We start from the raw sequence: 21,004 nt of genomic DNA on the forward strand, positions 1-21,004 counted from the left end.
CTTACGCGTCGTCGTCCTCGCCGGCGGCGGATTCCTTCGACGCGTCCAACACGTCCATGATCGACAGCAGTTGCTCGCGCAGACCGGGAGTGAGCCGGCCCGCCCGCATCGCGATCGAGCGCACCTGACGGTCGGACAGTGCCGCCGCCCACTCGTCCTTCTCCTCGACGGCCGGGGCCGGAGCCTTCTCGTTGACCAGCGCGCTCACCGACACCGGCAGGGTCATGTCCCGGCCCTGGAAGTACTTCACGATCGCCGAGAGCACGTTCACCGTCGGGTTGGTCTGCGACCCGTTGCGCAGCGCCGTCAGGTAGCTCCTGGAGATCGTCACGTCATGGCTCGGGTCCTCCGAGATGGCCTGCGCGACCTCGGACGTCGACGGCTCGCGATGGCGGCCGACGGCGTCTGCGGTCGCGGCATCGGCGAACCAGGAGTTCAGGCGTTCCGCCAGCGTTGCCATGCGACCCACCTCCCTGGGCTTCGGTGACTCGGGCTCTGGTGACTTGGGGCTCGGTGACCGGGGGTTCCGGTGTACGAGCGCACAGGACCTCCGACTCGACGCACGTGCACTCTGCCCGCGCGGCCGTACGAAATGTCACTGCTGCGCTCAAAGTTTAACACAGATGTCATCTACAGAGCAGTGCTGCTAATATACTGGACAACGAGCTGATAAAAGGGTCTTATGTCTAGTGTTTCGGCGCTCGAACTGGAGGGGACATGCGCAGCGGTACTGCTTTCACTCAGGGCCTTCGCCAGGCTGTCGACAACGGGCCGGTCTGGACGGTCGAGGCCGTTCGTCAGGTGCGCTACCACGTCGTCAGCTCCGACGGCCTGTTCATCCCCGGCAACACGGCCCTGCTGACCGGCTGCCCGGACGTGCCGTTGGGCCCGGGGGACCGGCGGCTCGTCGTCATCGACGAGAACGTCGACGCGCTCTACGGCGCCTCGGTGCGTGCGTACTTCGCCCATCACGCGGTCGACGCCGAGGTCGTGGCGCTGCGTGCCGACGAGACGGTGAAGCAGTGGGACGCCGTCTCCCGTGTCGTCGACGCGATGAACGGCTTCGGGATCGACCGCCGCCGCGAGCCGGTGATCGCCATCGGAGGCGGCGTGTTGACCGACATCGTCGGCTTCGCGGCGAGCCTCTACCGGCGTGGCACGCCGTACATCCGGATCCCCACCACACTGATCGGCCTGGTCGACGCCGGAGTCGGGGTCAAGACCGGCGTCAACTACGAGCTCGGCAAGAACCGGCTGGGGACGTACGCGCCGGCCACGGCCACGTTCCTGGACCGCTCGTTCCTGCGCAGCCTGGACCTGCGGCACATCAGCAACGGTCTGGCCGAGATCCTGAAGATGGCCCTCATCCGGTCCGAGGACCTGTTCACCCTGCTGGAGTCGCGCGGTGCGGCCGTGCGCGCCGACCGGTTCCAGGGGACGACCCGGGAGCTCGCCTCGGCCGCGGACACGATCATCGCCGAGTCCATTCACCTCATGCTCGAGGAACTGCAGCCCAATCTGTGGGAGTCCTCGCTGGAGCGGTGCGTGGACTACGGTCACACCTTCAGCCCGACCATCGAGATGCACGCGCTGCCCGAGTTGCTGCACGGTGAGGCCGTGGTGATCGACATGGCCCTCACGACGGCCCTGGCGACCCTGCGCGGCGACGTCAGCCAGGCCCAGGCCGACCGGGTCTACGCCGTGATCCGGGCTCTCGGGCTGCCGTTGTGGAACGACGTGCTGGACGACCCGCTGCTGCTGGAGAACGCCCTGCGGGAGACGGTGCGCCACCGTGACGGCCAGCAGCGGCTGCCGCTGCCGGTCGGCATCGGGCGCCACCACTTCGTCAACGACGTCACGCCGACGGAACTGCGTGACGCGGCCCGGCTGCTGCGCACGCAGGCCCAGGAGTCGCCGTTCGCCGCCTCGGTCGGGGCGTTGGTGTCCGCGCCGGTGGGCGCATGAGCGGCGCGGACCGCCGGGGCGCCACGGCGGTCGTGGTCGGCGGATCGACCGGAATCGGGCGGGGCGTCGCCGATGCCTGGGCCTCGTCGGGCATCGAGACCCACGTGTTCAGCCGCAGCAGGCCGACCGGCCCCGGCGGCGAGCACCTGGTGTGGCATCAGCTCGACCTGCGCGACGCCGAGGCGGCCAAGGAGGCGCTGCGCCGCGGCATTCCGTCCCGGGTCGACCTGGTCTGCTACTCGGCGGTCTACTTCACCGCCCGGCGTGAGCCGTTCACGCGGACGACCGAGAGCGACTGGCTCGACCAGTTCGCCGTCAACGTGCACGGCCTGTCCTGGACGCTGCGGGCGGCGCTGCCGGCCCTGCGCGCAGCCACCCCCGGGATGTTCCTGCACATCTCGTCCGAGGTGGTCTACAACGCTGGCCCCCACCGGTCGGGGTATGCCGCCACCAAGGCCGCGGCCAGTTCGCTGATCGGGTCCGTCTCCCAGGAGATCGACCCCGCCGAGGTCACCTTCGTCCAGGCGCTGCCCGCGGGCATGGTCGATTCCCCGGGGATCCGCGCCCGCCGGTCGGCGGACTTCGACTACAGCGGCTACATGGCGCCGGCCGCCTTCGCACCGCTGGCCGTCGAACTCGCCCGCACCCGCGGTGTGCCGTACGCCGGCCGGGCACTGGTCGTGCACGAGGACACCAGCTGGGCGTCGGTCGACGACGCGCTGCCGGTGTCCCAGTCACGCTCCCTGGCCAACTCCCACCAGTAGGAAGCGAAGCGATGCGCACCCGCCCATCGCCGGCTCTCCCGCCGCCGACGTCCCAGGAGGACCTCTTGCCACAACTACACGGGGCAGCGCTGCTGTTCGACATGGACGGCACCCTGGTGGACTCGACCGCGCTCGTCGAGTCCACCTGGGCCGGCTTCAGCGATCGGCACGGACTCGACCTCGAGCAGGTGCTGGCCTTCGCCCACGGCCGCCCCACCGCGAAGACCGTGGGCCACTTCATCCCCGATCCGCGGCTGGCCGCCTCGGAGACCCGCAGGCTGGTCGCGCGCGAGGAGTCGCAGACCGCCGGCATCACGCAGGTCCCCGGCGCCCGCGAACTCCTCGCGGCGCTGCCGCAGGGCTCCTGGGCCGTCGTCACCTCGGCCGGCCGGAAGCTGGCCACGGTCAGGCTCGCCGCGGCGGGGCTCCCCGTGCCCGAGGTGCTGGTGAGCGCGGACGACGTGACCCACGGCAAGCCGCACCCCGAGGGTTACCTGCTGGCCGCTGCCGTGCTGGGCGCCGAGCCGGCCGCCACGATCGTCTTCGAGGACTCCGAGGCGGGTGTCCGGGCGGGGCTGGCCAGCGGCGGGCGCACCGTGGTCATCGGCACCCTCGCTACCCGTGACGGGGTGTGCGAACGGTACGCCGACTTCCGCGGCTTCCAGGTCACGGCCGACCCCGCGCGCCCCGGCGTGGTGTTGACCCTTCCCGAGCCGGTCGCCGTCGGTCCGACGGCCCGGCTGTGACGAGCCCTGCCGTGACGGCCGGGGCCGGATCGCCGGCACCGACGGCCCTCGCGGCGGACATCGGCGGCACCTGGGTGCGCCTGCGGGTCGGGGGAGCGCAGGCGCCGGTCGAGAAGCTGCGCTCGCCCAGCCGGCTCAACCACCCCGACCGGTCGGTCGAGGCCCTGCGGGAGGAGATGGTCGAGCTGCTGTGCCGGGCCGCGCCGCCCGGCGCCCGAACCGCGATCTCCTTCGGCGCGGCCATCGACCACCTCACCGGCACCGTCTACGGATCGGCGCCGCTGTGGGGATCCGAGGCCGCCCCCTACGACCTGGCAGCGGCGTTGCGGCGCCGCCGTCCCGACGTCAGCTGGCTGCTGGTCAACGACGTCACCGCGGCTCTGGTGGACTTCGCCGCCACGCACGCCAGGCCCGGTGTCCGGCGGATCGGCTACCTGACCATCAGCAGCGGCATCGCGATGCGCGTCGCCGACCTGGACCGGAACCTGATCCCGGTCGACGGATGGGGGCTGCAGGGCGAGATCGGCCACCTCCCGGCCATGACGAGCGGGTCCGAGCCCCGGATCGCGGGGCTGCCCTGCGCCTGCGGAGCGCGGGACCACCTCGCCTCGATCGCCTCCGGACCCGGCATCGCGAGCGTGGCCGAGCGGCTGGGCATCGCCGAGGCTCCCGCCGTCGTGCGGTGGCTGCCCGGCGCACTCGACGCGCACCACCCCGCGGCGCGGCGGCTGCTCGAACTCTGCGTCGAACCGGTCGCGAACATGCTCCGCACCCTGTGGTGCCTGGACCCCCACCTCGATCTGCTCGGTCTCGGCGGGGGCGTCGTCGAGGGCCTCGGCAGTCACTACGCCGAGGAACTGCGCCGCCAACTCGGCGCGGCCACCTCCTATGCCGACCGGGGGCGCGGCCAGGACTGGCTCGACGAGCGGCTGGTGTTCTGCGGACCAGGTCGCCTCGACGCGCTGCGCGGGGCGGAACGCCTCGGCCGATGGCTGCCGGGGATCGTCGCGTGAGCGCCGTGAGCGCCGTGGGCGCCGTGACGCACCGGGCGCTGGTGCGCCGGCCACCGGACGCCCGAGGGCGCACCTTCGTCGAGGTCGCCGAGCTGCCGACGCCGCGGCTCGGTCCGGGTGATGCCCTGCTGGCACCGGCGGTCGTCGGCATCTGCGGCACCGACTGGCAGATCCTGCGTGGGCTGCGCGACGACCCGAGTCCGGTCCTGGGGCACGAAGGAGTAGCCCGCGTCGTCGAGCCCGGTGACACCGGCCTGCCCGTGGGTTCCATGGTCACCGTGAACCCCACCCACCCTGGCGACCCCTCGTTCCTGCTCGGCCACAACCTGCCGGGCCTGTGGGCGGAGCGGACCCGGATTCCCGCCACGGCCGTCCGCGCCGGGCTGGTCATCCCGGTGCCGGCCGGCGCGGACCGGGCGCGGGTGGCCGCGCTGGCCGAGCCCCTCGCCTCGGTCCTGTACGGCCTGCGGATCGCCGCGCACACCCTGCGTCCCGCCGCCCTGGTCGTGTGGGGGGACGGCATCGTGGGACGGCTGGCCCGCGAGGCGTGGCAGCGTGAGTTCCCCCCACTGCGCACCCTCCTGGTGGGACACGGGGCCGACGCGGTCGACCCGCACGACCCGGGCCTGCCGGAGCTGTTGGCCGACCTGCCCGCACCGGCCGCCGTCGTGATCGCCACCCCACGGACCGGGACCCGGGAGGCGCTGTCCGTGGTGGACCGTCAGCTGCCCGGCACGGTGCTGGTCGACGTGCACGCCGGCCTGCCGTCGGGCGCCGTCCCGCTGGCCGGCCGCGAACTCGACGTCGCGACGTTGCGCGCGGCCAACTGCGGAGGCGGTCCCTGGCCGCCCCGCGTGCACGCCTTCGACCGTCCGACCGGTCCCCTGCTGCTCTGCGGCCATCGCGGAGTGGCGCGGGAACACCTGCTGGAGGCGATCGACCTGCTGCGGGAACGGCGGGACGAACCCCTCGGCCACCACGTGCTCACACACGAGGTGGACCTGGCGGGCGCGGCCGAGCTGGTCAACTCGGTGCTCGCCGGGACCGGTCGGGTCCTCGAGGGGCGCCGGGTGCTGAAGGCCGCGATCCGGCTGGGGGAGCGGCCATGACCGCGGAACCGGCCGTGGCGGTCGCCGCCCCGCAGTGGCGGATCAGCACCGATCGCCGCGCGGCGGCCCGGCTCGCCCTGGCGGCCGGGGCCGACCTGCTGCAACTTGACTTCGGCGGCGCCCATCGCGGCCCCCTGCTGAGCGGTCGAAGCGAGCTGCGCTCCGCCGAGGCGATCACCAAGGACATCCCGATCCCCGTGCTCGCGGTCAACCACGTGAACGACATCGGCCTCGCGCACCCGTGGGGTTCGGCGAATCCGGCGGCGCTGATCCTCCTGGAGCGAGCCCTGGAATGCGCGCAGCGCCTGGGGGCACAGGTGCTCCACGTCCCCGGTTTCCGACGGAGCCTGCCGACGACCCAGGGCCTGCGGGAGGGGACCGTCGATGCCCTGCGCATCGTGGGCGAATGGGTCGCGGCGGCGCGGCTGACCCTCGCCTACGAGTCGCCGCTCGGCCCCCGCGACTCCCTCGCCCTGGCCCGGGCGGTGGACCGCCCCGCGCTGCGGCTCGTGCTGGACGCCGGCAACCTCCTGGACGCCGGTGAAGACCCCCTGGAGTTCGCCGGGACGGTCGGTGCCGCCGGGCTGCTCCTGCCGGACCTGCACGTCAAGGACCCCACCCGCGCCGCCGGTGACGACGAGGACGACGGGGCCGCGCAGTGCCCCTTCCACGACGACCTGCCGGACCTGTTGCGGTGCTCGGGCGCCCGCTCGGTGCTCGTGGAGAACGACTACCGGCACACGATCGCCCGGCTGCGCACCGACATCACGCTCTGCCGCAACGCGGCCGAACTCAGCCACCACGAGGACGAACGATGAAATCCATCCAACTCACCGCCGTGCGCGCGGTGTCGATCACCGAGGTCGACGCGCCCGAACCGGGCCCCGAGGAGGTGCTGGTCCGGGTGGGCCTGCTCGGTCTGTGCGGCACCGATCTCGGCTTCTTCGACGGCAGCAGCAACTACCTGCGCGAGGGCCTGAAAAGCTACCCGTTCGTCATCGGTCACGAGTGGATCGGCACCGTGGTCGGGGTGGGCCCCGGCGCGGACCCGGCGCTCGTCGGGCAGCGGGTCTCGGGGCACAACTTCCGTGCCTGCGGCAGCTGTTCGCACTGCCGCACCGGGCGGATCAGGTACTGCCCCGAGCGCAGCGAGATCGGGGTCCTCGGCCCCCACCCCGGAGCCGGTTCGCAGTGGCTCACGGCACCGGTGGACACCCTGGTCCGGATCCCGGACGGCCTCTCCGATGCCGCGGGAGCCCTGCTCGAGCCGACCGCCGCGGCGGTCCACGCGGTGGACCGGCTCGCCGTGACCGGTCAGGACCGGGTCGCGGTGCTCGGCGCGGGCACGCTGGGGCTCGCGGCGGCCCAGGTCGCCGCAGCCCTCGGGGCCGACCCGGTCGTCTTCGACCCGCAGCCCGCCGCCCGCGAACTGGCGCACCGGCTCGGCCTGCGTGCCCTGGCCGCCCCCGCCGCGTCGGACGAGGGGTGCTACGACGCCGTGATCGAGGCGTCCGGCAGCACGGCCGCGGTCCGCTCCGCCGTCCGCCTGGTCGCGGCGGGCGGCCGGATAGCCCAGCTCGGGACACCGCACCACGCCACCGACGGCTTCGACGCGGCGACCCTGGTGATCCGTGACGTGACGCTCCACGGGGTGCTGTCCGGCATCGGCTACTGGGACCGGCTCGTCGGGCTCGTCCAGTCGGGCGCGGTCGACCTGGACAGTCTCGTCGACCGTGTCTTCCAACTCGACGAACTGGACGCTGCCTTCGCCCGCCTGGCGGCCGGCAACCGCACTCGCCCCAAGGTGCTGGTCCAGTTGGGGCCCGTCCTGGATCCGGGCGCCCCGGGGGCGCCGGTCCGCGCGGCGCTGCGACCCACGGGGGCTGAGGGCCCGTGAGCGGCACGATCGCGCCGGCGGCGGCGCCGGCCAGGATCGACGCGCCGGCCGCCGCGCGCCTGGCCGCGCTCGCCGGCGCCACCTTCGTCTACGTCACCTTCGAGGTCTTCCCGGTCGGGCTCATCCACGACATCGCCCGCAGCCTCGAAGTGACGGATGGTCAGGTCGGGCTGCTGATCAGCGGGTACGCCGTGGTCGCGGCGCTCGTCACGGTCCCGAGCGTGGCGCTCGCCTCGCGTGTCTCCCGCGGCACGGCGCTGGTGGCCTCCCTGCTGGTCCTGGTGGTGGCCGAGTTGCTCGCCTCGGCCGCGACCGGGTTCACGATGATGGTGGTCAGCCGGGCCGCCGCGGCGCTGACCCACGGGGTGCTGTGGTCGCTGGTCGCTCCGGCGGCCGCCACCCTGGTGCCGCGTGAGCGGGTGGGGACCGCGACCGCCGCGGTCTTCGCCGGGGCCTCGCTCGCGGCGATCGTGGGCAGTCCGGGTACGGCACTGATCGGCGAACTCATCGGCTGGCGGGCCACCGTCCTGGCGCTGGCGGCCGCCACCGTGGCGGTCACCCTCGCTCTCGCCTGCGCGCTCGGGCCGCTCCGGCCGGCCGGCGGCGCAGCCGAGCGGGACGACCGGGCGGTGGACGAGGCGGCGCGGGCGTCGGACGGCGGGCCCGGGGCGGTGCACTGGCCGGCGGTGCTGACCCTGTGCGGTGTGGCGGTGCTGCTGGTCACCGCGCACTTCCTGAGCTACACCTACTTCGCCGTCATCGTCACCGAGGTCACCGGGACCTCGCGTTCGACGGTGCTGCTGCTGACGGTCTTCGGCCTGGCCGGGGCCGCCGCGACCTACCTCGTCGGCCGGTACAACGACACCAGACCGCAGCAGGCCGCCACCGTCACCATGGCGGTGTTCGTGGCGGGTGTCGCCCTCCTGGCCCTCGCGTTCGCGCCCGCTCCGACGGCGGTTCGCTATGCCGGGGCCGCCGTCGCCGCGGTTCTCTGGGGCGGTGCGTTCGCCGCGGCGGGGCCCGTCTTCCAGACGGGGGTGATGCGCCTGGCGGCACAGGACGCTGATCGGGCGTCAGCGATCTACGTCACCGGATTCCAGGTCGGGATCGCCGGCGGATCCGCGCTCGGCGCCGTCCTGCTGGGCCGCTCGGCCGCTTGGCTGCCGCTCGCCTCGACCGTGTTGGCGGCTGCGGTGCTGCTCGCCGTCGTCGTCCGTCGGCCCGTTCCTGCCGTCAGTGCGCGTCCGTAATGGACAATCTGCTTGTATAGTAGCCAATGAGCTTCTATAGTCATCGTATGGCAGGCGGTGGGGGCCGGGGCGGCAGGTGCCTTCGAGTAGCACGCCGACCGCTCCCGAAGCGGCTCTGGGCCGCCCCGCCGGGCGCCCGAGCCGTCCAACCTCGTCCGATTCCTACGAGAGGCAATCCATGCGGTTCCGTATGGCCGTACTGATCCTGGCCATCTTCTGCGTCGGTACCGCCGAACTGGCGCCGAGCGGGATGCTGGGAGACCTGTCCCGGGACCTGTCGGTGACCGTCCCCACCGCGGGCCTCCTGGTCACCGTCTACGCGCTGACCGTGGTGGTCGGCGGGCCGATCGTCACCGCGCTGTCCCCCCGGGTCCGCCGCAAGTACCTGCTGGTGGCGCTGCTGCTGGTCTCCGTCGCCGGCAACCTCGTCTCCAGCTTGGCGCCCAACTTCGGTGTCCTGATCGTCGGTCGGATGCTGACCGCCGTCATCCACGGCACCTTCCTCGCCGTCTGCGTCGTCACCGCGGGTGGCATGGCGGCCAAGGGGCGGGAGGGGTCCGCGGTCGCGGCCACCCAGCTGGGCATCAATCTGGCGACCGTGCTCGGCGTCCCGCTGGGCACGCTGGTGGCGCATCAGTTCAACTGGCGGGCCACCTTCGGCGGCGTCGCCGCACTCGCCGCGGTCGCCGCCGTCCTGATCCTGCTGGTGATCCCGGACGACGGTGGCACCGCCGGCTCGTCCGCCGCGCACGAACTGCGGGTGTTCAAGAAGTGGCAGGTGCTCGGCACGGTCCTGGCGACCGTGCTGTGCTCGGCCGGCATGTTCACGCTGATCACCTACATGGTGCCGCTGCTCACGGACGTCGGGAAGTTCCCGAGCGCCTGGGTCCCGGCCGTGCTCGTCGCCTACGGCCTGGGCTCCATCGTGGGCAACACCATCGGCGGCCGGATCGCCAACAGGTCCGCCGACGTCGCCGTCCTGACCATGTCCTGGACGCTCGCCGCCGTCTGCCTCCTGTACTGGCTCGCCGCCCCGTCGGCCGTCGGCGCGGCCGCGTTCCTGTTCCTGTTCTCCATCGCCACCTTCGCCCTGATCCCCGGGCTGCAGACCAAGGTCCTCGCCGCGGCGGCGGACGCGCCGACCCTGTCCCTGACCGCGAACATGTCCGCCTTCGGCCTCGGCGCCGCGCTCGGCTCCTGGGCCGGTGGCCAGGTGATCGCCCAGGGGTTCGGCACCCGCGCGGTGACGCTCGGCGCGGCGCTCTTCACCGCCCTGGGCGCCGTGCTGATCGCCCAGACCGTGTACGCCGGGCGACACCGCCGGTCGACCGTCAACTCCGCCGCGCACAGCGGTCCTTCGGACGGCCGACCGGCCGGTGACGCCACCCGTGCCGAGTCCGGGACCACCGCTGCCCCGACCTCCTGAACCCTGCCGCCCCGACCGAGAGAGCCGGCCGTATGCCTGTCAACTCCGCGCTGTCGACCAGACCCCAGCTCCCCTCGTTGACGGGGGTGCGGTTCATCGCCGCCGCACTGGTCTTCTTCTTCCACGCCTCACTGATCTTCATCTCGATGAACCCGTTCGCCGACCAGGGCGTCGCCAACGGATTCCACTGGTTGTTCAGCAAGGCCGGCTGGATGGGCGTCTCGTTCTTCTTCGTGCTGAGCGGATTCGTCCTGACCTGGTCGGCGAAGCCGCACGACACGGTCACCGGGTTCTGGCGCCGCCGACTGCTGAAGATCTTCCCCAACCACATCGCCACCTGGGCGATGGCGATGGTCCTCTTCGCCGGTACGGCGATCCCGCTGAAGGTCTGGCTGCCGAACCTCTTCCTGCTCCATTCGTGGTTCCCGGACCCGGCCGTCTACCTGAGCCTCAACGCCCCCGCCTGGTCGCTCTGCAGCGAGCTGCTCTTCTACCTGCTCTTCCCGTTCCTGATCCGTCCGATCCTGCGGATCAAGGAGAGTGCCCTGTGGGTCTGGGCGGGGGCGATGGTCGCCGGCATGCTGGCCGTGCAGCTGGTCACCGACTTCCTCGCGCCGAGCAGCCCGCCGGCTCCTGGCACCGATGTGACGGTCTGGCAGTTCTGGTTCGGGTACAACTTCCCGCCGGTGCGGATGTTCGAGTTCGTGCTCGGCATGATCCTGGCCCGGCTGGTGCTGGCGGGCAGGTTCCCCCGGGTCCGGATCCTGCCGGCGGCGCTGCTGTGCGTGGTCGGCTACGCGGTGGCCATGGTGGTGCCGTTCCTGTACGGGCTCAATCTGGCGACCATCGTCCCCATCGCGCTGCTGATCTGCGCGGTGGCCAGGGCCGATGTCGACGGCAGCCCGACCGTGCTGCGCGGACGCACGATGCAGTGGCTCGGGACCGTCTCCTTCGGCTTCTACCTCGCCCAGCAGATCGTGCTCTCCTTCGTCCGCACCACGCTGACGCACCATCACCTGTATGCAACTCCCGTCGGCATCGCCATGGTGGCGGTGGAGTTCTTCGGGGCCCTCGCCGTCGGCTGGCTGCTTCTGGTGTGCGTCGAGAGCCCGGTGATGCGCCGTTGGGCCCGCTCGCGCACCTCGTCCAAGGACACCCCCGCCGCATCCCCGTCGGACCGGCAGCTCACTCCCGCCTCGTGAACCTCCGCCTCGTGAACCTCTGCCTCGTGAACTCCGCCTCGTGAACCTCCGCCTCGTGAAAGGGCAACACCTCCGCATGTCCTCGTCGCCCTCAACGGCGCAGGCGCCCAGAGCGTCTGAGCGCTCCCGAGCCAAGCTCCCGTCCCTGACCGGGTTGCGGTTCATCGCCGCCGCACTGGTCTTCTTCTTCCACGCCACCTTCAGCAATCCGCCCATGAACCCGTACGCCGACCCGAGTTGGCAGGAAGGCTTCCGCTGGCTGTTCAGCAAGGCCGGCTGGATGGGCGTCTCGTTCTTCTTCGTACTGAGCGGATTCGTCCTGACCTGGTCGGCCCGGCCCCAGGACACGGCCACCGGGTTCTGGCGCCGCCGACTGCTGAAGGTCTTCCCCAACCACATCGCCATGTGGGCCCTGGCCATGGTGCTGTTCGCCGGCGCCATGACCCCGGTCTCCGCCTGGCTGCCGAACCTCTTCCTGCTCCACTCGTGGTTCCCGCAGCACGCGACCTTCATCAGCGTGAACCCGCCGAGCTGGTCGCTCTGCAGCGAGTTGCTCTTCTACCTGCTCTTCCCGTTCCTGATCCGTCCGATCATGCGGATCAAGGAGGGCGCCCTGTGGGTCTGGGCGGGGGCGATGGTCGCCGGCATGCTGGCCGTGCAGCTGTTCACCGACTTCCTCGCGCCGAGCAGCCCGCCGACCCCCGAGGGTTTCGGCATCTCGCTGTGGCAGTTCTGGTTCGGGTACAACTTCCCGCCGGTGCGGATGTTCGAGTTCGTGCTCGGCATGATCCTGGCCCGGCTGGTGCTGGCGGGCAGGTTCCCCCGGGTCCGGATCCTGCCGGCGGCGCTGCTGTGCGTGGTCGGCTACGCGGTGGCCATGGTGGTGCCGTTCCTGTACGGGCTCAATCTGGCGACCATCGTCCCCATCGCGCTGCTGATCTGCGCGGTGGCCAGGGCCGATGTCGACGGCCGGCCGACCGTGCTGCGCGGACGCACGATGCAGTGGCTCGGGACGGTCTCCTTCGGCTTCTACCTCGCCCAGTACGTGGTCATGTACTTCGGCCGGACCACCCTGATGGACCGGCGGCTCTTCGGCCCGGTCCTCGGCACCCTGGTGCTGCTCGGCTTCTTCTTCGCCACCCTGCTGGTCGGCTGGCTGCTCCTGGTCTGCGTCGAGCGTCCCGTGATGCGGCGTTGGGCCAGGTCGAGCACCGATCCGGTCGCCGTACCGGAGCAGGGGCACGAGGAACGACAGCCCTCCCCGGCCCTGCGCTGACGGCGCCCCAGACCCCCGCATTCCCCCACGTTTCCCGCGATTCACCTCAGGAATTGGAGGCCCCCGTGCCCACGATCGACGTCCATGGCACCCCCGTCCACTACACCGCGCAGGGCAGCGGCCCCGGCCTGCTCTTCGTGCACGGCACGGCCGCCGACGGCGAGACCAACTTCGGCCACCTGCGCGAGCACTTCACCGATCGCTACACCGTCATCACCCCCGACTTCTCGGGCAGCGGCCGGACGCCGCTGCACGCCGACGAGTTGAGCGTGGACGAGCTGGTCGCGCAGGTGATCGGCGCGGCCCGCGCGGTGACCGACCAGCCGTTCGACATCGTCGGCTTCTCGCTCGGCGCGGTCGTCGCGGCGGCCGCCGCCGCCCAGCACCCCGAGCTGGTCCGCCGCTTGATCGTCATCAACGGCTGGGCCCGCAACGACGACCCGCGCCAGCAGTTGGCGGTCGACCTGTGGCGGCGGCTGCCGGACATCAACGCGGAGGCGTTCTCCGCCTACAGCGCGCTGTTGATCTTCTCGCCGCCCTTCCTCGCCGGCTTCGGCAGCGAGGGCGTCAAGGCCACCGTCGCCGGGATCACGGCGGAGGTGGGCACCCTGCGCCAGATCGAGCTCGACCACCGGGTCGACATCCGCGACCGCCTGGCGTCCATCACCGCCCGCACCCTGGTCATCGGCTCCAGCCGGGACTTCCTGATCCCCGTGGAGCACTCGCGGGAGATCCACCAGGCCGTCAAGGGCAGCGAGTACGCCGAACTGGAGAGCGGCCACATGGTCGTCTTCGAGAAGACGGCCGAACTGGTCGAGTTGCTCGTCGAGTTCCTCGACCGCGACTGACCGACCGGCCCCGCTCAGACCGGCGGGGGCGGCACCAGTCCGCCCCCGCCGCCGTCCTCCCTACCCGCTTCCTCCCTACCCGCTTCCTCCTTACCTGCCTTCCTCCCTACCCGCCCTCCCGCATGCCTCCGGAGGCACACCTTGTCCACCACCGCGGAACCCGCCGCGATACCCGGGGAGCGCGCCGGTCAGGCGTCCCGGACGCCCCGGGCGGTGCACGGCCGGCTCCCGTCCCTCACCGGGCTGCGCTTCATCGCCGCCCTACTCGTGTTCGGGTACCACTCCTCGCTCGCCCTGCCGGCCCTCAACCCGTTCGCCTCGCACCACGTCGCCGACGGCTACCGGCGGCTGTTCAGCAACGCCGGCTGGGCCGGCGTGTCCTTCTTCTTCATCCTCAGCGGATTCGTCCTGACCTGGTCGGCGCGGCCCGGTGACCGGCCCCGGCACTTCTGGCGCCGCAGATTCTTCAAGATCTACCCGAACCACCTGGTCACCTGGGCGCTGGCCCTGGTCCTGCTCACCGGCGCCGCCACCCAGTGGTGGCAGGCGGTGCCGAACCTGCTCCTGGTGCACGCCTGGGTCCCGGTGTTCTCGGTCTTCCTCGGCGTCAACCCGCCGAGCTGGTCGCTCGCCTGTGAGCTCTTCTTCTACCTCTGCTTCCCGTTGTTCCTGCACTGGATCAAGCGGATCCCGCGGGAGAACCTGTGGCGCTGGGCCATCGGCACGGCTGCCGCGGTGATCGCCGTACCCACGCTCGCGTACCTGCTGCTCCCCGGTAACCCGCCGATGCCCGAGGGCTCCCCGGCCTCCGTCTGGCAGTACTGGAGCGTGTACATGCTCCCTCCGGTGCGCGCCCTGGACTTCGTGCTCGGCATGCTGATGGCGCGCATCGTCCTCACCGGCGTCAGGTTCGGCGTGAAGCCGCTGCCCGCCGCGGTCGCCTGCGTCGCGGCCTACGCGCTGTCGCTGTACATCCCGTGGCTGTACGCCCTTGACGCGGTCTTCGTCATCCCGATGGCGCTGCTGATCCCGGCGATCGCGATCACCGACGTCTCCGACCGGCCGTCACCGCTGCGCAGCCGGCCCATGGTCTGGCTCGGCGAAGTCTCCTTCGCCTTCTACATGGTCCATCTGATCCTGTTGAACGTGGTACGCAAGCTGCTCGGGCCGCACCGCTACTTCTCAACCGCCACCGGTATCGGCGTGTTGCTGCTCGAGGCCCTCGCCACGCTCGGCGTGGCCTGGCTGATCTACGTGGCGGTGGAGCGCCCGGCGACGAAGCGCTGGGGACGATCCCGGAAGGTGACCGCATGAAAGCCGTGACCATCGATCGCTACGGACCGCCCGAGGTCCTCACCGTCACCGAGCGGGACCGACCCCGGCCTGGCCCGGGCGAACTCCTGCTCCGGGTGGCCGCGGTGGCGGTGAACCCCGTGGACCTGGCGGTGCGCCGGGGCGACATCCCCTCCCCGGTGCTGCCCGCCGTCGTCGGCTGGGACGTCTCCGGCACCGTCGTCGAGACGGGCCCCGGCGTCAGCCGCTTCCAGCCGGGCGACCGCGTCGTCGCTGCGCACTCCCCGCTGGCCACCGGAATCGGCGTGTCCGCCGCATACGTCGCGCTCGACGAGACACTCGCCGCGCCCGCGCCCGCCAGTGTCCCGCTGGACCACGCGGCGGCCCTGCCGCTGGCCGCGCTCACCGCCGAGCAGGCACTGTCGCAGCTGGGCCCCGACTTCTCCGGCCGCCTCCTGGTGGCCGGCGCGGCAGGCGCGGTCGGCGGATTCCTCGTCCAACTGGCAGCCCTGCGCGGCTGGCGGCCAGCCGGCCTCGCCCGCGCGAGCGACGCACCGACCGTGGCCACGCTCGGCGCCGCCGAGGTCTTCTCGAGCCCGGGCACCCTGCCCACCGGCGCCTTCGACGCCGTCATCGACGCGGCGGGCCTCCCAGCGACGATCGCGGCGGTACGCGACGGCGGACGCTACCTGTCGCTGACCCCCTTCGCCGTGCCGGAGCCCGAGCGGTCCATCGCCGTGGAGATCTACGGCGTACGGACCGACGGCACCATGCTCGACACACTGGCCCGCCACGTGGACCAGGGGCACCTGACGCTGCGCATCGCCCACGTCCTGCCGTTCGAGGACGCGCCGCTCGCACACGCCCTCCTGGAGGGGGGCGGTACGCGGGGCAAGATCCTGCTGACCCCGGGGGACTGACTCCACGAGCGGCGTGGTGGGTTGCTGGTCGAGTACGGCTTGGCGCTGTGGGGTTGATCCGGCTCCGACCAAGGCGAAAAACACGCCGGTCGAGTCGCGCCCCCAGTTCGGTCCGGCGACGCCCAGGCAGGACGCGCTGGCAGCCATCGCGTACGCGGAAAGCCTGAGCTGAGTGGACGCGGGGCGACAGATCGAGATCGACCCGCAGGCCAGGAGGGTGCGGTGTTGGCAACGGCGGCCACTGACACGGTGTCGTAGGGCTGCGCGGTCGGGTGCCGTACCGGGCTTCATCGATGTGGGGGTTCATTACGGAGACCGAGTTGAACCATACCTACATGCCAGCGCTGCAGGGTGTGGTGACGCTGCCGTAGCACAGTTTCGAGTCCCCGGCAGGAGCCACAGAACATGGCTGGTCGTTCGGGGCGGTTGGTGGTGCGGCAAGTGGTCACGCCGCGGCAGTAGCACCGGCTCGTAGGCGCGGACGTCGTCGTGGTTCAGCGGCGTCTCTGTGGTGCGGCTGACCCCCGCTCGCGCGGGGCGGACCGGCTGTTGAAGTTGGTGCCCAAGGCCGTCGCCGGCTGACCCTCGCTCGCGCGGGGCGGACGGCGCGGTGCCGGTGCACGACCTGGGCGAGATCGGCTGACCCCCGCTCGTGCGGGGTGGACACCCGGTAGGGCATCACCGGCGTGCCGACCGGCGGCCGACCCCCGCTCGCGCAGGGCGGACAGCACCGGGACCAGGCCGCACGCTGGCCCGACCGGCTGACCCCCGCTCGCGCGGGGCGGACGAGGGCCCAAGCACCGCCGACGATCACGGCCCCGGCTGACCCCCGCTGGCGCGGGGCGGACCGCCCGGAGGAGGCCATCGGTGACGAGGACTACGGCTGACCCCCGCTCGCGCGGGGCGGACAGCACCGCGTCGAGCCGCTGCCAGGACAGATCCGGCTGACCCCCGCTCGCGCGGGGCGGACACCGGTGGCGCTGAGCGTATCGTTGCGATACGCGGCTGACCCCCGCTCACGCGGGGCGGACTGCACCTCCTGCCGGGACGGCTGCGACGCCTACGGCTGACCCCCGCTCGCGCGGGGCGGACCCCAGCCCCACCGCACCGCCGACCTGCAAGTTCGGCTGACCCCTGCTCGCGCGGGGCGGACCCGACCGAACGCGGCGGTCACCGCTTCGACGGCGGCTGACCCCCGCTCGCGCGCGGCGGACTCGGCACCGCACAGGAGCTCCGGCACCGCCGACGGCTGACCCCCGCTCGCGCGGGGCGGACGCGGCATCAAGGTTTTCCGTCGGTACGGAGACCGGCTGACCCCCGCTCGCGCGGGGCGGACCCGGCGTACCGCTGCTGGCGCTCGCTCCAGTGCGGCTGACCTCCGCTCGCGCGGGGCGGACTGCTCGACCAGCTCACCGAGGCACTCAAGCCGCGGCTGACCCCCGCTCGCGCGGGGCGGACCCGACCTGCCAGTTCCAGGTGCGGTTGATGACCGGCTGACCCCCGCTCGCGCGGGGCGGACGTTACGGAGGGTGCCTACTGGCCGAACCTGACCGGCTGACCCCCGCTCGCGCGGGGCGGACAAGTTCGAGGACGTGATGATCCCCTACTCCGACGGCTGACCCCCGCTCGCGCGGGGCGGACTTCGCCGCAAGGTTCAACGCGGCACTGCTGCACGGCTGACCCCCGCTCGCGCGGGGCGGACTGCGACCGGGCCGGTAGTGGCCGCCGGGGTGGCGGCTGACCCCCGCTCGCGCGGGGCGGACTCCGCCCCGCCGGTCGCAGAGACGATCAAGTCCGGCTGACCCCCGCTCGCGCGGGGCGGACCCCTACCGCTGCGAGCTCCAGCAGCGGCACGTCGGCTGACCCCCGCTCGCGCGGGGCGGACCCAGCCGCTGCGCCTCGGAATCCTTTCGATTTCGGCTGACCCCCGCTCGCGCGGGGCGGACCCGAGGCAGCCAACCGCGACGCGGACCACGTGGCGGCTGACCCCCGCTCGCGCGGGGCGGACCCGGGGTGGGCCGATGACGGGCGCCCGGGCCGCGGCTGACCCCCGCTCGCGCGGGGCGGACACTTCCTGACCTGCAACGCTAGACAGGCTTTGCCATTTCTTGACGATTCGCCACACGTCCACAGAGGACCGACGGCCAAGCTGTTTGGCTGCTGCCGCTGCTGTGCCGCAGTGGTCGGTCTGTCATGACGCAGATAGTAGAGGTGTAGAGCGATCGGTTGGGACCTCTCGGTTCCGGGGTTGGACTTGTCAGTGGCACCTGGTACCCCTTCGGTCATGACTGAGAACAGTGAGTCGGTCGCCGCGAGTGACGGCTTATGGCTGGATGCGCGCTTGTGGGGCAAGAGCGCCGAGCTGCCGCGGCCGTATCCGGTGGTCTGCCACCTGCTCGACACCGTGGCCGTGGCGGGAGCCCTGTGGGACCAGATGGTGAGCCCGCGTTCGCGGGCGCGGATCGCCGCGGAGTTGGGCTTGTCCGTGGCCGAGGGCCGTCAGATGGTGTGTTTCTGGGCTGGGTTGCACGACATCGGGAAGATCTCGCCGCCGTTCCAGGCGTTGGACAAGGCCGCGTTCGCGGGCGTAGCGGGCGACCCCCGCTACGGAGAAGGCGCCGGGCGGGCGGTCGCCGGACCGGCCCTGCGCCACGAGACGGTGACGCACTGGGCGCTCGCGGAGTTCTTCGCGCAGTGCGGCTACCCGACGAGCAGGCTCGTCGACCTGTCCGCCAGTCATCAGATCGCCCAGCTGCTGGGCGGGCACCACGGCTGCTTCGGGGAGCCGCTTCGGAAGAAGGAGTTGGCGAATCCGACGGCCTATCAGCCGGGTTTGGGGGAGCACGGGTGGTGTGAGCAGCGGACGGCTCATGCGGTCGCGGTGCGTCGGCTGACGGGTGCGGTCGCGGTGCCGCAGGGGGCGTTGTCGGGGCCGACGGCGGCTGTCGTCACGGGGCTGGTGGTCGTGGCGGACTGGTTGGCCAGTCAGGTCGAGGTGATCACTGAACGGCTGCCGGAGCCGGGGTGGCGAGGGGACAGCGGGCAGCTCGACGCGCACTACGGTGCGGCGGTCGCGTCGGCGCCGGTGTTGGTGCGGCAAGCGGGACTTGGCCGCGCCGAGTTCGTGGAGCGGTCGTTCGAGGAGCGGTTCCCGTTCCCGCCGAACGGGCTGCAGGCCGACATCGCCGCCCACCTGCCCGAGCTGGTGTCGGGCGCGGGGCTGCTGCTGGTCACCGCGCCGACCGGGGACGGCAAGACCGAAGCCGCGCTGCACGCCGCCTCCGTGATGGCCCGGGCCTCGGGCGCGAGCGGGCTGTACTTCGCGTTGCCGACGATGGCCACGGCCGACGCGATGTTCGAGCGGGTACGGAGGTTCGCCGAGGGCAATGTCACCGGCGAGCGCGCGTTGACGCTGCTGCACAGCATGGCGTGGCTCAGCCCGCAGTACGCCGAGCCCGACGAGGCGGAGCAGGGATCGCCGGTGCTGTCGGACGAGCGGACGGGGGTCGAGGCGGGGCGGTGGCTGCGCACGGGCCGGCGCGGCCTGCTGGCGCCGCTGAGCAACGGCACCATCGACCAGGCGCTGACGGCGGTCCTGCCGGTGCGGTACAACGTGCTGCGCCTGCTGGGCCTGTCGGACAAGGTGTTCGTGGTGGACGAGGCGCACGCGTACGGGCCGTGGATGCACAGCCTGCTGGTGCGGCTGCTGGAGTGGCTGGGTGCGTTGCGGGCGCCGGTCGTCCTGTTGTCGGCGACGCTGACCGGCAGGGCGGCCTCCTCGCTGGTGGAGGCTTACCGGCGCGGGGCGGGTTTCGCGAATGCGGCGACGATCGCGCCGTGCTACCCGGGCTGGTTGTATGTCGATGCCGGCACGGGCGAGGTCTGCGAGCCCCGGGCGGTGAAGAGCAACCGGGAGCGCTGTCTCCAGGTGGAGACCCGCCAGGTGCACTGGGACGTGCGCGAGGACCCGGCCGTGCAGCCGCAGTCGGGCTCGCGCCGCGAGGCGCTGCGTGAACTGCTGGCGCCGGTCACCGAGCAGGGCGGCTGCGTGCTGGTCTGCTGCACCACCGTGGACGAGGCCCAACGCACCTACCGCGACCTGCGCCACGCCCTGCCGGAACTGGCCTCGCGCGAGGGCGGGTTGCGGTTGCTCCACTCGCGCTACCCGGCTCATGAGCGCCAGCGGATCTCGCAGGAGTGCGAGGCCGCCTTCGGCAAGCCGGTCGACGAGAACGCGGCCTCCCAGGCTCGTGTCGGCTCGATTCTGGTGGCGACACAGATCGTGGAGCAGTCCCTGGACCTGGACTTCGACCTGGTCGTCAGCGACCTCGCCCCACTGGCCCAGCTCCTGCAGCGCGCCGGGCGCGGCAAGCGCCACAACCGCGCCAACCGGCCCGCCTGGACGGGTGAGCCGCGCACACCGCGCATGGTCGTCCTGGAGCCGCTCGACAAGGACGGCGCGGTCGCCGCGCCGAGGAGCTGGGGCGCGGTCTACGACGGCGCCCTCCTGCACCGCACCAGCGTGCTGCTGAACAAGCCCGAGTACCGCAGCATCGAGGTCCCGGGCGACGTGCAGGACCTGGTCGACGCCGTCTACGCCGACGACTTCTCCACCCACCTCGCGGACGCCGCCGAGCGCGACCGGCTGGCACGCATGGACGCAGAGCGTCTCGCTGCCGCCGCAGCGGAAGGCCAGTTGGCGAAGATGGCGGCGATCCCGGCGCCCCAGGACGTCGCCGGCGATCTGTCGGCGCTGAGCACGAGCGACCCGGGGATCACCGAGGAACTGCTGACGACCCGTCTGGGCGCCGACACCGGACGTGCGGTGTGCGTCTACGTCCAGGCGGACGGCTCCCGCACCCTGGACGCGGCCGGCACGACACCGCTGCCGGCCGCGTCCGGCCGCGCACCGGCGCGCCGGGATGTCGCGCTGGTGATGCGTCACACGGTCCCGCTGCCCGGGCGGTGGCTCCTGGGACGCACCGCCGAGCACGACGTCCCGTCCTCCTGGGACAAGCGCCCGCTGCTCGCGGAACTCGTGCTGCTGCCGATGCGCCGAGGTGCGGACGGGCGGTGGACGTGCCGGCTCGGCGCCCGGGAGATCGAGATCTCCGAACTCGGGATTTCCGCGAACTGAACATCTACAAGCCACACTTGTGTGTAGCGTTGGAGACGTGGGGGGGGGGGGGGGGGGCGGGCCCCCCCCCCCCCCCCCCCCCCCCCCGGGGGCGGGGCCGCCCCGCCGGGGGCGGGGAGGAAGCGCACACCCCGCCCCCCGCCGGGGGGGGGGGGGGC

The 21,004-nt window shown here is 72.3% G+C and carries 16 protein-coding genes and 1 CRISPR repeat array; of the genes, 15 read left to right on the plus strand and 1 reads right to left on the minus strand.

Annotation, left to right across the window (positions count from 1 at the left end; genetic code table 11):
• Position 1: 1 nt before the first annotated feature.
• Positions 2–460, minus strand: coding sequence for a hypothetical protein (locus ABH937_RS23010; protein ID WP_280693002.1), 459 nt, complete (start codon positions 458–460; stop codon positions 2–4).
• 257 nt (positions 461–717) lie between these two features.
• On the opposite strand from ABH937_RS23010, the gene ABH937_RS23015 reads away from it, so the two are divergent.
• From ABH937_RS23015 to cas3, 15 genes are all read left to right on the plus strand, one after another.
• A complete protein-coding gene (locus ABH937_RS23015) occupies positions 718–1,965 on the plus strand; it encodes a sedoheptulose 7-phosphate cyclase (RefSeq protein ID WP_280693001.1) in 1,248 nt (415 codons plus the stop codon).
• On the plus strand, positions 1,962–2,729 hold the full coding sequence (locus ABH937_RS23020) for an SDR family oxidoreductase (protein WP_280693000.1): 768 nt from the start codon (positions 1,962–1,964) through the stop codon (positions 2,727–2,729). Before ABH937_RS23015 ends, ABH937_RS23020 begins: the two co-directional genes overlap by 4 nt.
• A gap of 65 nt (positions 2,730–2,794) precedes the next feature.
• The gene (locus tag ABH937_RS23025; RefSeq protein ID WP_370219281.1) at positions 2,795–3,475 is read left to right on the plus strand and encodes an HAD-IA family hydrolase; all 681 of its coding nucleotides are present in this window, start codon (positions 2,795–2,797) and stop codon (positions 3,473–3,475) included.
• Positions 3,472–4,488 carry an ROK family protein gene (locus ABH937_RS23030; protein WP_370219282.1) on the plus strand — a complete coding sequence of 339 codons (1,017 nt, stop codon included), beginning with the start codon at positions 3,472–3,474 and terminating at the stop codon, positions 4,486–4,488. Before ABH937_RS23025 ends, ABH937_RS23030 begins: the two co-directional genes overlap by 4 nt.
• Positions 4,485–5,597: an alcohol dehydrogenase catalytic domain-containing protein gene (locus tag ABH937_RS23035; protein ID WP_370219283.1), complete on the plus strand. Its 1,113-nt coding sequence runs from the start codon at positions 4,485–4,487 to the stop codon at positions 5,595–5,597. Before ABH937_RS23030 ends, ABH937_RS23035 begins: the two co-directional genes overlap by 4 nt.
• The gene (locus ABH937_RS23040; protein ID WP_370219284.1) at positions 5,594–6,415 is read left to right on the plus strand and encodes a sugar phosphate isomerase/epimerase family protein; all 822 of its coding nucleotides are present in this window, start codon (positions 5,594–5,596) and stop codon (positions 6,413–6,415) included. The genes ABH937_RS23035 and ABH937_RS23040 overlap by 4 nt, the downstream gene beginning before the upstream one ends.
• On the plus strand, positions 6,412–7,494 hold the full coding sequence (locus ABH937_RS23045; RefSeq protein ID WP_370219285.1) for a zinc-binding dehydrogenase: 1,083 nt from the start codon (positions 6,412–6,414) through the stop codon (positions 7,492–7,494). Before ABH937_RS23040 ends, ABH937_RS23045 begins: the two co-directional genes overlap by 4 nt.
• Positions 7,491–8,744, plus strand: a complete 1,254-nt coding sequence (locus ABH937_RS23050) for an MFS transporter (protein ID WP_370219286.1) — start codon at positions 7,491–7,493, stop codon at positions 8,742–8,744. The genes ABH937_RS23045 and ABH937_RS23050 overlap by 4 nt, the downstream gene beginning before the upstream one ends.
• Before the next feature lie 190 nt (positions 8,745–8,934).
• Positions 8,935–10,170 carry an MFS transporter gene (locus ABH937_RS23055; protein WP_370219287.1) on the plus strand — a complete coding sequence of 412 codons (1,236 nt, stop codon included), beginning with the start codon at positions 8,935–8,937 and terminating at the stop codon, positions 10,168–10,170.
• A 32-nt stretch (positions 10,171–10,202) separates the two neighbouring features.
• Positions 10,203–11,372, plus strand: a complete 1,170-nt coding sequence (locus ABH937_RS23060; protein WP_370219288.1) for an acyltransferase family protein — start codon at positions 10,203–10,205, stop codon at positions 11,370–11,372.
• 76 nt (positions 11,373–11,448) lie between these two features.
• Positions 11,449–12,648, plus strand: a complete 1,200-nt coding sequence (locus tag ABH937_RS23065; protein ID WP_370219289.1) for an acyltransferase family protein — start codon at positions 11,449–11,451, stop codon at positions 12,646–12,648.
• A gap of 65 nt (positions 12,649–12,713) precedes the next feature.
• A complete protein-coding gene (locus ABH937_RS23070) occupies positions 12,714–13,496 on the plus strand; it encodes an alpha/beta fold hydrolase (protein WP_370219290.1) in 783 nt (260 codons plus the stop codon).
• A gap of 141 nt (positions 13,497–13,637) precedes the next feature.
• A complete protein-coding gene (locus ABH937_RS23075; protein WP_370219291.1) occupies positions 13,638–14,810 on the plus strand; it encodes an acyltransferase family protein in 1,173 nt (390 codons plus the stop codon).
• Positions 14,807–15,709 (plus strand): NADP-dependent oxidoreductase, encoded by a 903-nt coding sequence (locus ABH937_RS23080; protein WP_370219292.1) that lies wholly within the window; start codon positions 14,807–14,809, stop codon positions 15,707–15,709. The genes ABH937_RS23075 and ABH937_RS23080 overlap by 4 nt, the downstream gene beginning before the upstream one ends.
• A 514-nt stretch (positions 15,710–16,223) precedes the next feature.
• Positions 16,224–17,778: a CRISPR direct-repeat array (repeat unit 29 nt; unit sequence CGGCTGACCCCCGCTCGCGCGGGGCGGAC).
• Positions 17,779–17,993: 215 nt separating this feature from the next.
• The gene (cas3, locus tag ABH937_RS23085) at positions 17,994–20,846 is read left to right on the plus strand and encodes a CRISPR-associated helicase Cas3' (protein ID WP_370219293.1); all 2,853 of its coding nucleotides are present in this window, start codon (positions 17,994–17,996) and stop codon (positions 20,844–20,846) included.
• Positions 20,847–21,004 lie beyond the last annotated feature (158 nt).

Origin of the sequence: Kitasatospora sp. GAS1066B, from assembly GCF_041262605.1 — a bacterium.
In the GTDB taxonomy this organism is placed as follows: Bacteria; Actinomycetota; Actinomycetes; order Streptomycetales; family Streptomycetaceae; genus Kitasatospora.